We start from the raw sequence: 12771 nt of genomic DNA, 5'->3' as shown, positions 1-12771 counted from the left end.
ACCATCGACTTCCCGTCAGACGACGAGGCCCGCCTCGCCGCGGCCTGCGGGCCGGGCAAGGCAACCTTCATCACGCCCAACCACCCGGAATTTTTCACCGACTGGATGCTCGACAAGGAGATTTCCGCGCGCGTCTGCCCGAGAGCCGCGTTCTGGGCGACCAATGGCGTGGTCAACGGGCTCGGCGCATTGGCGCAAAAGTTCTGGCTGGCCAACAATCTGATTGCCCAGATCCCCGGGAATAGCGAGCCGGCGCGCGAGCATTCCGTTGCCTGGGCACTCAAGGGCAATGTCGTTCTCCTGCACCCGGAGGGCGCCGTCGGCTGGCATGGCAACCACGTCGCGCCGCTGATGCCTGGGGCTGTCGAGATGGCTTCGGAGGCGCTGCGGCGGGGGCGAGCCGAGAATTCCGGATTCCAGGCGTTCGTTGCGCCTGTCGTGTGGAAGCTCGTTTTCCAGCGCGACGTCGAGCCGGAACTCCACAAGGAATGCGGCTACGTCGAAGGGCGGCTTGCGATGGCGTCGGGCGAGGGGCTTTCACTGGCCGAGCGCGTGTACCGCCTCTACGAAACGCTGCTTGACCGCGACGAAGCCCAACTCGGCATCGACGTGAAGGCAGGCAGAGCGTTTGCCGGTCGGCATGCCGCGCTGGTGACCGCCATCTGCGCGAAGCTGTCCGCACTGCTTGGGCTCGATACGCCACCTGCCGAACCTGCCGGCCTGCTGCGGGTGGCGCGCCGCATGCTGCGCGAGGCAAAAATGGATTCGCGCGGGCCGCAAATCAAGGCGGAGATCGAGCGGCTGGCGCTTAATCTGAGGCTCGGCGCCTACGCCTTCAGGAACGAGACGGTCACGCAGGAAGAACTGGCAGAACACATCAAGCGGATTCGCAACGACCACTGCAAGGGCAGCTTTCGCGACACGCTGAACCGCTACGTGCCGCGACCTGCAGGCCCGCGCACGGCGATCATTCGCGTTCCGGAGGCGATTGCGATGCACGAATTCGAGGGGACTACAGAACAGGCGGTTGCGCTGCTGCACCAAGGAATGCAGGAGGCGCTGGACGGGATTGGCGATAGCGGTGCCTTGCATCGCTATCGCAATCCATTCGCGGGCCGCTAAGTTCAACCCATGGCCCGGAGACAAAACGGAAGGAGCGGACCCATGCGGGCTCGAGCGACCAATTGAAAGCGACTGTCGTTCTTGCCTGCGATGACAGGTTCATTCCCTTCGCATGTGTCGTTGCCCGGCAGGTCGTGAGCCATTGCGGGGAAACGCCGCGCATCATCATCGTGTCCGATGGCGTAAGCGATGAGAACAAGGCTCTGGCTCTCGCCTTCTGCCCGCAGGTGGCGATTGTCGAGGCCGCACCGCTCCTCGACGGACACAATTTCGGTGTCAGCCGACAGCACAGCCGGGCAGCCTACCTGTCGCTCTTCCTCGACGAGATCCTGGGCGATGAGGATCGGGTGGTCTACCTGGACTGCGACATCTCGTTGGTCACCGACATTGCCCCGCTGCTCGCAATCGTGCCCAGGGCCTCGCCCGTCGTGGCGGCTCACGACCTCTTCATCCTCGTTGAGGGCAGCTTTCGTAGCAGGCTGAATATGTCTGAAGGCGCACCGTACCTGAACGCGGGAATCATGGTGCTGGACCTGCAGGCCATCCGCTCCGAGGGCATCTTCGCCGCAGCACGCCAATACGCCGTCGAGTACCCGGATCGGTGCAATCTGGTCGACCAGGATGCGCTCAATGCGGTCCTCGACGGAAGGTGGCAGACGCTCGATTGGCGGTGGAACGCAATGAACTACCAAGCGCACCGCGCGCCGTCCGATGTATTCATCCGGCATTTTGCCGGCAACAAGCCATGGGGCGCGTTGAAGACCGGCGTCGAAGAGCGGTTTGTGAACGAATGGCGAGCCCATCTCGGAGAGACGCCGTGGCCCGGGCGATTCCAGGAACAATCGCGCGGCCGTTCGGTCGCCGGATGGTTCAGACAGTACGGTCAGGCGATAGAGGACAAACTCAAGCAGCGGCTGTATCTGCGGTCGGCCGGCCGCAAGGGCAACAGGGCCAGAATGGTCCAAAATTATCCCATGGTGCTCGACAGGATCGCAAGGGCCGCGGCTGCCGGCACTCTGGCGCAGCGCTTTCCCGAGGAGATACTGCTGGCCGGGTGATGGGCCGGACGTAAGCGGCGTTCTGGAAGGCACCGCGGCAGGGCGCTTGCATTGCTGCGCTGCAGCGTCTATACGCGCGCTCATTCCACACACGGACTTTGGTTTCCGACCGGGAGAAATCCGGAGGCGACCGCCGGTGGCGTCGAGGGATTTCCCGAGAACGTCGTTTGTCCGTGGAGGCCAACCGGAAAGGAACTACTTGAATGGCACTGCCTGATTTCAGCATGCGCCAGCTTCTCGAAGCTGGCATTCACTTCGGCCACCAGACCCACCGCTGGAACCCGAAGATGGCGCCCTACATCTATGGCGCCCGCAACAACATCCATGTCATCGACCTCAGCCAGACCGTGCCGCTGCTGCACGAGGCGCTGAAGGTTGTCTCCGACACCGTCGCCAAGGGTGGCCGCGTGCTGTTCGTCGGCACCAAGCGCCAGGCTTCCGACATCGTTGCCGATGCGGCTCAGCGTTCGGCCCAGTATTACGTCAATTCGCGTTGGCTCGGCGGCATGCTGACCAACTGGAAGACGATCTCGAACTCGATCGCACGTCTGCGCAAGCTCGACGAGCTGCTGTCAGGCGAGGCACAGGGCTTCACCAAGAAGGAGCGCCTCAACCTCGACCGCGAGCGCGAGAAGCTCGACAAGGCACTCGGCGGCATCAAGGACATGGGCTCGACGCCGGACCTGATGTTCGTGGTCGACACCAACAAGGAAGCGATCGCCATCCTCGAGGCCAAGCGCCTCGGCATTCCGGTTGTCGCCATCATCGATTCGAACTGCGATCCGGACAAGATCGACTACCCGATCCCCGGCAATGACGATGCGGCCCGCGCCATCGCGCTCTATTGCGACCTGATCGCCAAGGCTGCTCTCGACGGCATCGCCCGCCAGCAGGGCGCGCTCGGCGTCGATATCGGCGCCTCGGTCGAGGCTCCGGCAGAGCCTGCCGTCGCCGAAGCGCCGGCTGCCGAGGTCGAAGCTCCCGCCGCAGAAGCGGCCGCGCCTGAAGCCGAAGCATCGGCCAAGACGCCCGAAGCTTGAACCGGAGGGCCGGCAACGGCCCTTCCCAACCTTACTGACCACGATTTCTGACGCTGGCGCATCATCGACAGGTGGTGCGCCGACGCATTTCGAGACAAAGAGGCAACGATGAGCATTACCGCTGCACAAGTGAAGGAACTGCGCGAACTGACCGGCGCAGGCATGATGGATTGCAAGACCGCGCTGAGCGAGACCAACGGCAATATGGAAGAGGCCGTGGACTGGCTGCGCAAGAAGGGCATCTCCAAGGCAGACAAGAAGTCCGACCGCACCGCGGCCGAGGGCCTGATCGGCGTCGATGCCGGCGTGCGCGAGGCTGTGGTCGTGGAGGTCAATTCCGAGACCGACTTCGTCGCCCGCAACGATGCCTTCCAGCAGATCGTGAGCAATGTCGCCAAGGTAGCGCTCGCCTTCGGCGGCGAGACCGAGACCGTCGCCGGTTCCAAGTATCCGGGTTCCGACAAGTCGGTGACCGAGGTCATCAAGGACGCGGTCGGCACGATCGGCGAGAACATGAGCTTCCGCCGTTCGGCGAAGCTGTCGGTCGGGCAGGGCGCTGTCGCAACCTACGTGCACAACGCGGTTGCCGACGGACTGGGCAAGCTCGGCGTGCTGGTGGCCATCGAGACTGCCGGTGACGAGCATGCCGCGAACGCCTTTGCTCGCCAGGTGGCGATGCATGTCGCCGCGACCAACCCGCTCGCCCTGAAGGCCGAGGACGTAGATGCCTCCGCCGTCGAGCGCGAGAAGGCGATCTTCTCCGACCAGGCGCGCCAGTCGGGTAAGCCGGAAAACATCATCGAGAAGATGGTCGAAGGCCGGATGCGCAAGTTCTACGAGGAAGTCGTGCTCCTGAAGCAGGCCTTCGTGATCAACCCGGACGTCACCGTCGAGCAGGCGCTGAAAGATGCCGAGAAGCAGATCGGCGCGCCGGCCAAGATCACCGGCTACATCCGCTTCGCTCTCGGCGAGGGCATCGAGAAGGAAGCCAGCGACTTTGCCGCCGAGGTTGCGGCAACGGTGAAAAAGTAACGCGGCATCAACCGCTTCTTTGGCTTAGCGCAAGGGCGCCGCGTGACATCGCGGCGCCCTTCGTGTATCGCAGACCCCGCATTGCCGACGCGGCGCCAGGGCGGACGGCACGCCAGCCAAACCGGCAACCACACACTCACGAGGATTCCATGACGGCCAGGCCAACATACCGCCGAGTCTTGCTCAAAGCGTCAGGCGAGGCGTTGATGGGCGAGCAGCATTTCGGCATCGACGTGTCGGTGGTGGACCGCATCGCAGCAGACATAGCCGAGGCCCGTGCGATGGGCGTCGAGGTTGCCGTGGTGATCGGCGGCGGCAACATCTTCAGGGGCGTTGCCGTGGCGTCCAAGGGCGGCGATCGCGTGACCGGCGACCACATGGGCATGCTGGCGACCGTCATCAATTCGCTCGCGCTGCGCACCTCGCTGGTCAAGCTCGGCGTCGAGGCCGTGGTGCTGTCGGCCATCGCGATGCCGGAGCTGTGCGAAAGCTTCTCGCAGCGCCAGGCGACGGCCTACATGAACGCCGGCAAGGTCGTGATTTTCGCGGGCGGGACCGGCAATCCGTTCTTCACCACCGATTCGGCCGCCGCACTGCGCGCCGCCGAGATCGGCGCGGATGCCCTTTTCAAGGGAACGCAGGTCGACGGGGTCTATTCGGCCGATCCGAAAACCGACCCGAACGCAACGCGTTACGAGCGCATCAGCCATGCCGACGTGATCACCAAGGGGCTGTCGATCATGGATACGGCGGCGATTGCGCTTGCGCGCGAAAACAACATACCGATAATCGTCTACTCGATACATGAGCAGGGCGGTTTCGGGGAAATCCTGAGGGGCGGCGGCCGCTGTACGGTCGTGGCCGACCATTGAACTTGCCCGAATGAGCGTTTCGAGGAGACTGACAGCATGAAGAGCGGGGATTTCGCGGACATTCAGCGCCGCATGGAGGGCGCGATCAACGCGTTCAAGCATGACCTGGCGTCGCTGCGCACCGGGCGCGCGTCGAGCAACCTTCTGGATGCCATCCAGGTCAAGGCCTACGGCACCGACATGCCGCTCAACCAGGTGGCCAACGTAACCGTGCCGGAGCCGCGCATGATCTCGGTGTCGGTGTGGGACAAGGCCATGGTGAGCTCGGTCGACCGGGCGATCCGCGAGGCCAATCTCGGCTTCAACCCGATCGTCGACGGCACCAACCTGCGCATTCCGCTGCCCGAACTCAACGAACAGCGCCGCAAGGAACTGGTCAAGATCGCGCACGGCTACGCCGAGAATGCACGCGTGGCCATCCGCCACGTACGCCGGGACGGCATGGACTTCCTGAAAAAGTCCGAAAAGGATGGCGATATCAGCGAAGACGATCATCGCAGAGAGGCCGATTCGGTCCAGAAGCTGACCGACGATACGATTGCCTCGGTCGACAGCCTGCTGGCGGCCAAGGAAGCCGAGATCATGCAGGTCTAAGGCGAATTCTCGCGTCCGAGGGGACCAGAGCAAGCAAATGACGACGCCGGAGCATGTCGCGATCATCATGGACGGCAATGGCCGCTGGGCCAAGGCGCGCGGCCTGCCGCGGCTGGCCGGCCACCGTGCTGGCGTCGAGGCCCTGCGCAAGACGGTGAGTGCCGCCGGCGAGATGGGCATTCCCTGGCTGACGGTCTACGCCTTTTCGTCCGAGAACTGGTCGCGGCCGAAGTCCGAAGTCAACGATCTCATGGGCCTGCTCAAGCTGTTCATCCGACGCGACCTGGCCGAGTTGCACGAGAACGGCGTCAGGGTGAGGGTGATCGGAGAGCGCGAGGGGCTGGCGCCCGACATTCGCGGACTGCTCGACGAGGCCGAGTCGCTGACCGCCGGCAACAAGAACATGAACCTGGTGATCGCCTTCAACTACGGCGGGCGCGACGAGATCGTGCGCGCGGCGCGCCGAATCGCCGATGCGGTCGTCCGCGGCGACCTCAAGAGCGAAGCGGTGTCACCGGAAGTCTTCGCCGACTATCTCGATACCGCCGGCATTCCGGACCCGGACCTGGTGATCCGCACCAGCGGCGAAGTCAGGATGTCGAATTTCCTGCCCTGGCAGGCGGCCTACAGCGAACTGGTGTTCATGCCCTGCTACTGGCCTGACTTCACCTCCGACCACCTTGCCGATGCGCTAGGCCAATACGCGGTGCGCGAACGGCGCTTCGGCGGCGTCCTCGAGCGCGGCATCGCCTTGTGAGCGCGCAGCTGGGCTGCGGGGCTGCCCGATGAGCAATCTGCAACTGCGCATCATCTCGTCGGTGGTTCTGGTGGCCGTCGTGGTGGCGCTGACGATGGCCGGCGGCATGGCGTTCCGGCTGCTGGCCGCGGCAATTGCCGGCGGTGTCTTCTACGAATGGTGCGCCATGTCGGGCACGGCTGCGCTGCGCCGGCAGCAATGGGTCTCGGCGCTGCTGCTCGCCATCGTGCTTGTCGCGCTTGTCGTCCGGGTTCCGGCTGCCGCGATCTTCGGGCTGTTTGCCATCGCGGTCATCATCGCCTGGCTGCTCGGCCGGTTTGGCCAGGCGGACCGCTGGACGGCCGGCGGGCTGGCCTATGCCGGGCTTTCCGGCGTCTCGCTCGGCCTGCTGCGGGAAGAGTCGAGCGCCGGGCTGGTGGCCATCCTGTTCCTGTTCGCTGCCGTCTGGGCAACCGATGTCTGTGCCTATTTCGTAGGCCGCGCCGTCGGCGGCCCGAAGCTTGCACCGAGCATCTCGCCGGGCAAGACCCGCAGCGGAGCGCTTGGCGGCGCCGTCGGCGGCGTGCTGGCGGCCATGCTGGTGGCCTATTTCTCGGGCGCAGCCAACCTGGCGGCGCTTGCCGTGATCGCACTCCTGCTCTCGGTCGTCTCGCAGGCCGGCGACCTCTTTGAATCCTGGGTGAAGCGGCGCCACGGCGTCAAGGATTCCGGCAGCATCATTCCCGGCCATGGCGGCGTCATGGATCGCGTCGACGGGCTTGTGGCAGCGGCCCTTGCCCTGTACCTGATCGGTGCGCTGTCCGGCGGCGCCGACAACCCCGCGCAAGCTCTGTTTGCGATCCATTGACCGGATAGGCCAGACTGCCACGGATTCGCCGGGATTGGCATGACACATGCGGCGCGCGTCATGTCGGCGGGATGCCTGATTTTCCAACGCCTTGCGTGCCGGCGAAGCCCGGATCAGGGCGTTGAGCGACTCAGAGGGATTAGGTTTGAGCGAAGCACTGACCACGATGTTCGGCACCAACAGCCTGCTGGTCGGCACGCTGATTCCGTTCCTGTTCGTCCTGACCGTCGTCGTGTTCGTGCACGAAATGGGGCACTACCTCGTCGGCCGCTGGTGCGGCATCGGCGTCAAGGCATTCTCGATCGGTTTCGGCCCGGAACTCCTGGGCTTCAACGACCGGCACGGCACGCGCTGGAAGCTTTCCGCGATTCCGCTCGGCGGCTACGTCAAGTTCGTCGGCGACATGAACGCGACCAGTACCCCGGATGCCGGGGAAATCGAGACGCTGTCCGCGGCCGAGCGCGCGGTGGCATTTCACACGCAGCCGATCTGGAAGCGCGCGGCGACCGTTGTCGCGGGCCCGCTGGCCAATTTCCTGCTCACCATCGCCGTTTTCGCCGTGATGTTCGGCATTTACGGCCGCTACGTGTCGGAGCCGACCGTCGCCGAGGTGCGTCCCGATAGCCCGGCCGCCATCGCCGGGATACAGACGGGCGACCGATTCGTCCGCGTCGACGGGCAGGATGTCGATTCGTTCGCCGACGTGCAGCGCCTGGTTTCAGGCCGCGCTGGCGATCCGATCGTTTTCGTGATGCTGCGCGACGGCAAGGAAATCACCGTTACCGCGACGCCCGAGATCTCCGAGCAGAAGGATGCGCTGGGCAACGTCGTCAAGATCGGCCTCATCGGCGTCGTCAACAACCAGGAATTCGGCAAGCCGCAACTGATCGAATACGGACCGGCAGGCGCCGTGGCCGAAGGCGTGCGCGAGACCGGGCACATCATCGTGCGCACGGGGCAGTTTCTGAAGCGTTTCGTCGTCGGCCGCGAGGACAAATGCCAGCTCGGCGGCCCCGTCAAGATCGCCGACATGGCCGGCAAGGCCGCGCAACTGGGTTTCGAATGGCTCGTCCAGCTTGTCGCGCTGCTGTCGGTCGGCATCGGAATTCTCAACCTGCTGCCGATTCCACCCCTCGACGGAGGACATCTGGCATTCTATGCAATCGAGGCCGTCAAGGGCCGGCCTGTGTCAGAACGGGCCATGGAAGCGGTCTACAGGGTAGGGCTTTTCATGGTGCTGGCTTTCATGGCATTCGTCTTCTGGAATGATCTGTTCGGATGCTAAAACATGAATGAATCTGGCCGGATAGGTGTCGCCATTGAGATCGCGTTTACCATGTGCCGGGATATGCGTGACGGGAATGTCACGGGACATGGTTAAGTAAACACAAATTAACCGGGAGCCTTGCGTGTAGGGAAAATCCGGTTAATACCGTCAAGGGAATTTGCTGCGGCGAGCCGGTCTCGCCGCGGGGACTTCGAGAAGGGGTTGAATAGCTTTATGAAGGCAGCATCTGGTTTTTTGAGCGCCGCTTCGGCGGTGGCGTTGTCTGCTGCCCTTGTCGTTCCGAGTGCAGTTGCGTTGCAATTTGTGTCCATGACCGCGGCCCAGGCAGCTGTCATCTCGTCGATTGACGTCAGGGGCAACCAGCGCGTCGACGCGTCCACCATCCGCGATTATCTGACGATCAAGCCCGGCGTGAACTTCTCGAACGCCGACATTGACGAGTCGGTGAAGCGCCTGTTCGGAACCGGCCTGTTTGCCGATGTCGGCATCAACCAGTCCGGCGGCACGCTCGTCGTGCAGGTGGTCGAGTACCAGATCGTCAACCAGGTCCTGTTCCAGGGCAACAAGAAGATCAAGGACGTCCAGCTTTCGGCAACCGTGCAGCTGAAGCCGCGCGGCACCTATTCTCCGGATTCGCTCGATGCCGACGCGCAGGCCATTCGCGACGCCTATGCCCGCATCGGCCGCGACGACGCCACCGTCACGTCAGAGATCATGGACCTCGGCGACAACCGCGTGAACGTGGTCTTCAAGATCAACGAAGGCGGCCGCACCAAGATTTCGAAAATCAATTTCGTCGGCAACAACGCCTTCAGCAACCGCCGCCTGGCGGACGTCATCGCAACGAAGCGCTCGACGGTCCTGTCCTTCGTGCTGCGCGACGATATCTTTGACGAGAATCGCCTGCGCGCCGACGAAGAGGCGCTGCGCCGCTACTATTTCAATCGCGGCTATGCCGACTTCCAGGTCATCTCGGCCTTCGGCGAGCTGGACGAGAACACCAACGAATACACGGTCACGATCACCGTCGAGGAAGGCGAACGCTACCGCTTCGCCGACATCAGCGTCGACAGCGCGTTGTCCGAGGTGAGCGGCGATTCGCTGATGCCGCTGGTCGAGACGCGGTCGGGCGACGTCTACAACGCCAAGGACGTCGAGGACACGATCATCGCGCTGACCGAGCACCTGGCGGGCCTCGGCTATCCGTTCGCGCAGGTTACGCCGCGCGGCGACCGCAACTTCGAAGACCGCACCATTTCGGTCGTTTACGCGATCGACCAGGGCGCCAAGGCCTATGTCGAACGCATCGAGATCCGCGGCAATGTGCGTACACGCGACTATGTCATCCGCCGCGAGTTCGACGTCAGCGAGGGCGACGCCTTCAACCAGGTGCTGATCCAGCGCGCCAAGCGCCGCCTGGAAGCGCTCGGCTTCTTCGAGACCGTCGACATTTCGACGGCGCCGGGCTCCGAGGCGGATCAGGTCATCCTGGTGGTCGACGTCGTCGACAAGTCGACCGGCGAATTCTCGATCGGCGCCGGCTATTCGACCGGTGGCGACAGTGCAGGACCGTCGATCGAAGGTGCCGTCACCGAGCGCAATTTCCTCGGCCGTGGCCAGTACATCCGTTTCTCGGCCGGTGGCGGGCAGAATTCGCGCGACTACCAGCTGTCGTTCACCGAGCCCTATTTCCTCGGACGCCGCATCTCGGCGGGCTTCGATATCTACCGTCGCACGCGCAACTACGACCATTACGACAGCGAGACGACGGGCGGCACGATCCGCTTCGGCCTGCCGATCACCGAGACGATCTCGACGCAGCTGGCGTATAATTTGTCGAAGGAAGAGTACACGATCGACGCCAACTGCGGCGATACGTATAACACTGATCCTTGCTACCTTTCGGCGGCCATCTACGATGCCGCCAAAAACAGCCCGTGGATCAAGTCCTCGGTGTCGGGCGGGTTCATCTACAACACGATTGACGACATGAAGAACCCGCATGCCGGTATCTTCGCCAATGTCTCGGGCGAAGTCGCGGGCCTGGGCGGCGACGCAAAGTTCTTCAAGGCGACGGCGCGTGCAACCTACTATCACACGCTCTCCGAGGAACTCGACGTCGTCGCGCTGCTGAGCGGTGGCGCGGGTCATGTCTCGGCCTTCGGTTCGGACGGACTTCGCGTGTTCGACCAGTTCCAGAGCAACGACCGGATGATCCGCGGCTTTGCCTATGGCGGCATCGGACCTTACGATTTGAACAGTGGCGACGATCACGTGGGCGGCACCACCTACTTCAACGCCTCGGTCGAAGCGCAGTTTCCGCTGCCGGTCATTCCGGAGAGCTTTGGGCTGAAGGGTGCAGTGTTCGCCGATGCGGCCACGCTTTATGGCAGCGACATCTCGGTCACCGGCACGAACATCGTCGGAACCGGAATGGAATGGCGGGCCTCGGCCGGTATCGGCCTGATCTGGGCATCGCCCTTCGGCCCGCTGCGCGTCGACTATGCCGTCCCGTTCCTCAAGGAAGACACCGACGAGGTGGAGGAATTCAACTTCGGCGTATCGACCCGCTTCTGACGAGGCAGGTCGATCGCTTCGGGCCCATGGTCCGGAGCGGCCACCTACTGGATATTGACCCCGTATGACTGACCCGGTGTTTTTCGTGCCGACACGCCGGTATTCGGCGATTGAGGTCGCGAATCTGACCGGCGCGTCGCTCATCGATCCCGCCAGGGGCGAGGTCGAGATTTCGGGCATCGCCTCCGCCACGGATGGCCGGGAGGGCCACCTGGTCTATCTCGAGGGGCGGCGTAATGCCGGCCTCGCAGCCTCGATCCGCGCCGCAGCCGTGCTGTGCACCAGCGACATTGCCGATAGCGTGCCCGCGAGCGTCGCCGTGCTGGTCGCTGCGCGGCCGCAGGCAGCTTTCGCTGCCATCGGGCGGCTGTTGTTTCCGGCGGCCGCTTCACCGCATGCGCTGACCGGCGAGACCGGTGTTTCGCCGCGTGCCCATATCGACCCCTCGGCGCATATCGAAGAGGGTGCCGTCGTCGAAGCCGGCGCCGTGATCGCGGCGGGTGCTTCGATCGGTTCCGGCACCATCATCGCGCCCAACGCCATCATCGGTCGAAACTGCCAGGTTGGCCGCAACTGCTACGTCGGCCCCTCGGCCTGCATCCAGTACGCGCTGATCGGCGACAGGGTCATCGTGCATGGCGGTGCGATGATCGGCCAGGACGGGTTCGGCTTCGTCGGCGGCGCCGCCGGGCCCGAGCGCATGCCGCAGATCGGCCGCGTGGTGATCCAGGACAATGTCGAGATCGGCACCAACACGACGGTCGACCGCGGCGCAATGGCCGATACGGTGATCGGTGAGGGGACCAAGATCGACAACCTCGTGCAGGTCGCCCACAATGTCCGCATCGGCCGCGGCTGCATCATTGCCGGGCATTGCGGCCTGTCGGGATCGGTGACGCTGGGCGACGGGGTGATGCTGGGTGGCCGTGTCGGGCTGGCCGACCACGTGACCATCGGTTCCCGTGTCCAGATAGCGGCGGCATCGGGCGTCATGAACGACATTCCGGACGGCGAGCGCTGGGCCGGCGCCCCAGCCATGCCAATGCGCGATTTCTTTCGCCAGGTGGCTGCGATAAAGACATTGGCCAAAGCGCGAAAGGGAGACCCTCATGGCTGAAACAGCCGCATCGACCCTGCAGTCGATGGACATCATGACGCTGATGAAGCTGCTGCCTCACCGCTATCCGTTTCTGCTGGTCGACAAGATCATCGAGATCGACGGCGACAATTCGGCGATCGGCATCAAGAACGTCACCGTCAACGAGCCGCACTTCCAGGGGCACTTCCCCGAACAGCCGGTGATGCCCGGCGTGCTGATCGTCGAGGCCATGGCGCAGACGGCCGGCGCCATCTGCATCTTCAACAAGTCGAACGACAAGCCGTCGCTGGTCTATTTCATGACCATCGACGATGCCAAGTTCCGCAAGCCGGTGGTTCCCGGCGACCGCCTCGAAATCCACGTCAAGAAGGTCAAGAACCGCGGCAATATCTGGCGCTTCGCCTGCGAGGCGATCGTCGATGGCGGCAAGGTCGCCGAGGCGCAGATCTCAGCCATGCTGGTGCCGGCCGAAGAAGCGCAGTAGC

12 protein-coding genes are annotated in these 12771 nt (G+C 63.9%); all 12 read left to right on the top strand.

Annotated elements, in window-relative coordinates:
* Positions 1-105 precede the first annotated feature (105 nt).
* The 12 genes from ACT2BZ_RS19615 (at position 106) to fabZ (ending at position 12770) form a co-directional block, all read left to right on the top strand.
* On the top strand, positions 106-1122 hold the full coding sequence (locus ACT2BZ_RS19615; RefSeq protein WP_457937029.1) for a hypothetical protein: 1017 nt from the start codon (positions 106-108) through the stop codon (positions 1120-1122).
* Between the two features lie 62 nt (positions 1123-1184).
* Positions 1185-2180 carry a glycosyltransferase family 8 protein gene (locus ACT2BZ_RS19610; RefSeq protein WP_457937027.1) on the top strand — a complete coding sequence of 332 codons (996 nt, stop codon included), beginning with the start codon at positions 1185-1187 and terminating at the stop codon, positions 2178-2180.
* A gap of 203 nt (positions 2181-2383) precedes the next feature.
* Entirely contained in the window at positions 2384-3220 is an 837-nt protein-coding gene (gene rpsB / locus ACT2BZ_RS19605) for a 30S ribosomal protein S2 (RefSeq protein WP_457937025.1), read from the top strand.
* Between the two features lie 108 nt (positions 3221-3328).
* A complete protein-coding gene (gene tsf, locus ACT2BZ_RS19600; protein ID WP_457937023.1) occupies positions 3329-4252 on the top strand; it encodes a translation elongation factor Ts in 924 nt (307 codons plus the stop codon).
* Between the two features lie 149 nt (positions 4253-4401).
* Complete coding sequence (gene pyrH, locus ACT2BZ_RS19595) at positions 4402-5124, top strand: UMP kinase (protein WP_457937021.1); 723 nt, start codon at positions 4402-4404, stop codon at positions 5122-5124.
* A gap of 36 nt (positions 5125-5160) precedes the next feature.
* The gene (gene frr / locus ACT2BZ_RS19590) at positions 5161-5718 is read left to right on the top strand and encodes a ribosome recycling factor (RefSeq protein WP_457937019.1); all 558 of its coding nucleotides are present in this window, start codon (positions 5161-5163) and stop codon (positions 5716-5718) included.
* A 37-nt stretch (positions 5719-5755) separates the two neighbouring features.
* Positions 5756-6475, top strand: a complete 720-nt coding sequence (locus ACT2BZ_RS19585; protein ID WP_457937017.1) for an isoprenyl transferase — start codon at positions 5756-5758, stop codon at positions 6473-6475.
* A 28-nt stretch (positions 6476-6503) separates the two neighbouring features.
* Positions 6504-7322 carry a phosphatidate cytidylyltransferase gene (locus tag ACT2BZ_RS19580; RefSeq protein ID WP_457937015.1) on the top strand — a complete coding sequence of 273 codons (819 nt, stop codon included), beginning with the start codon at positions 6504-6506 and terminating at the stop codon, positions 7320-7322.
* A 166-nt stretch (positions 7323-7488) separates the two neighbouring features.
* Positions 7489-8607, top strand: a complete 1119-nt coding sequence (gene rseP / locus ACT2BZ_RS19575; RefSeq protein WP_457941390.1) for an RIP metalloprotease RseP — start codon at positions 7489-7491, stop codon at positions 8605-8607.
* 216 nt (positions 8608-8823) lie between these two features.
* Positions 8824-11187 carry an outer membrane protein assembly factor BamA gene (gene bamA, locus ACT2BZ_RS19570; RefSeq protein WP_457937013.1) on the top strand — a complete coding sequence of 788 codons (2364 nt, stop codon included), beginning with the start codon at positions 8824-8826 and terminating at the stop codon, positions 11185-11187.
* Between the two features lie 64 nt (positions 11188-11251).
* The gene (gene lpxD / locus ACT2BZ_RS19565) at positions 11252-12304 is read left to right on the top strand and encodes a UDP-3-O-(3-hydroxymyristoyl)glucosamine N-acyltransferase (protein ID WP_457937012.1); all 1053 of its coding nucleotides are present in this window, start codon (positions 11252-11254) and stop codon (positions 12302-12304) included.
* Entirely contained in the window at positions 12297-12770 is a 474-nt protein-coding gene (gene fabZ / locus ACT2BZ_RS19560) for a 3-hydroxyacyl-ACP dehydratase FabZ (protein ID WP_457937011.1), read from the top strand. Before lpxD ends, fabZ begins: the two co-directional genes overlap by 8 nt.
* The last annotated feature ends 1 nt before the right edge of the window (position 12771 follow it).

The sequence above is a fragment of the Mesorhizobium sp. 10J20-29 genome (assembly GCF_054130485.1).
This window is presented reverse-complemented; position numbering and strand designations above follow the sequence as displayed.

Excerpts from the sequence above, each read along its gene's own strand:
- tsf (WP_457937023.1), top strand. The coding sequence starts at position 3,329 with ATGAGCATTACCGCTGCACAAGTGAAGGAACTGCGCGAACTGACCGGC.
- fabZ (WP_457937011.1), top strand. The coding sequence starts at position 12,297 with ATGGCTGAAACAGCCGCATCGACCCTGCAGTCGATGGACATCATGACG.
- ACT2BZ_RS19580 (WP_457937015.1), top strand. The coding sequence starts at position 6,504 with ATGAGCAATCTGCAACTGCGCATCATCTCGTCGGTGGTTCTGGTGGCC.
- rseP (WP_457941390.1), top strand. The coding sequence starts at position 7,489 with ATGTTCGGCACCAACAGCCTGCTGGTCGGCACGCTGATTCCGTTCCTG.
- pyrH (WP_457937021.1), top strand. The coding sequence starts at position 4,402 with ATGACGGCCAGGCCAACATACCGCCGAGTCTTGCTCAAAGCGTCAGGC.
- ACT2BZ_RS19615 (WP_457937029.1), top strand. The coding sequence starts at position 106 with ATGCTCGACAAGGAGATTTCCGCGCGCGTCTGCCCGAGAGCCGCGTTC.
- lpxD (WP_457937012.1), top strand. The coding sequence starts at position 11,252 with ATGACTGACCCGGTGTTTTTCGTGCCGACACGCCGGTATTCGGCGATT.
- frr (WP_457937019.1), top strand. The coding sequence starts at position 5,161 with ATGAAGAGCGGGGATTTCGCGGACATTCAGCGCCGCATGGAGGGCGCG.
- rpsB (WP_457937025.1), top strand. The coding sequence starts at position 2,384 with ATGGCACTGCCTGATTTCAGCATGCGCCAGCTTCTCGAAGCTGGCATT.
- bamA (WP_457937013.1), top strand. The coding sequence starts at position 8,824 with ATGAAGGCAGCATCTGGTTTTTTGAGCGCCGCTTCGGCGGTGGCGTTG.
- ACT2BZ_RS19585 (WP_457937017.1), top strand. The coding sequence starts at position 5,756 with ATGACGACGCCGGAGCATGTCGCGATCATCATGGACGGCAATGGCCGC.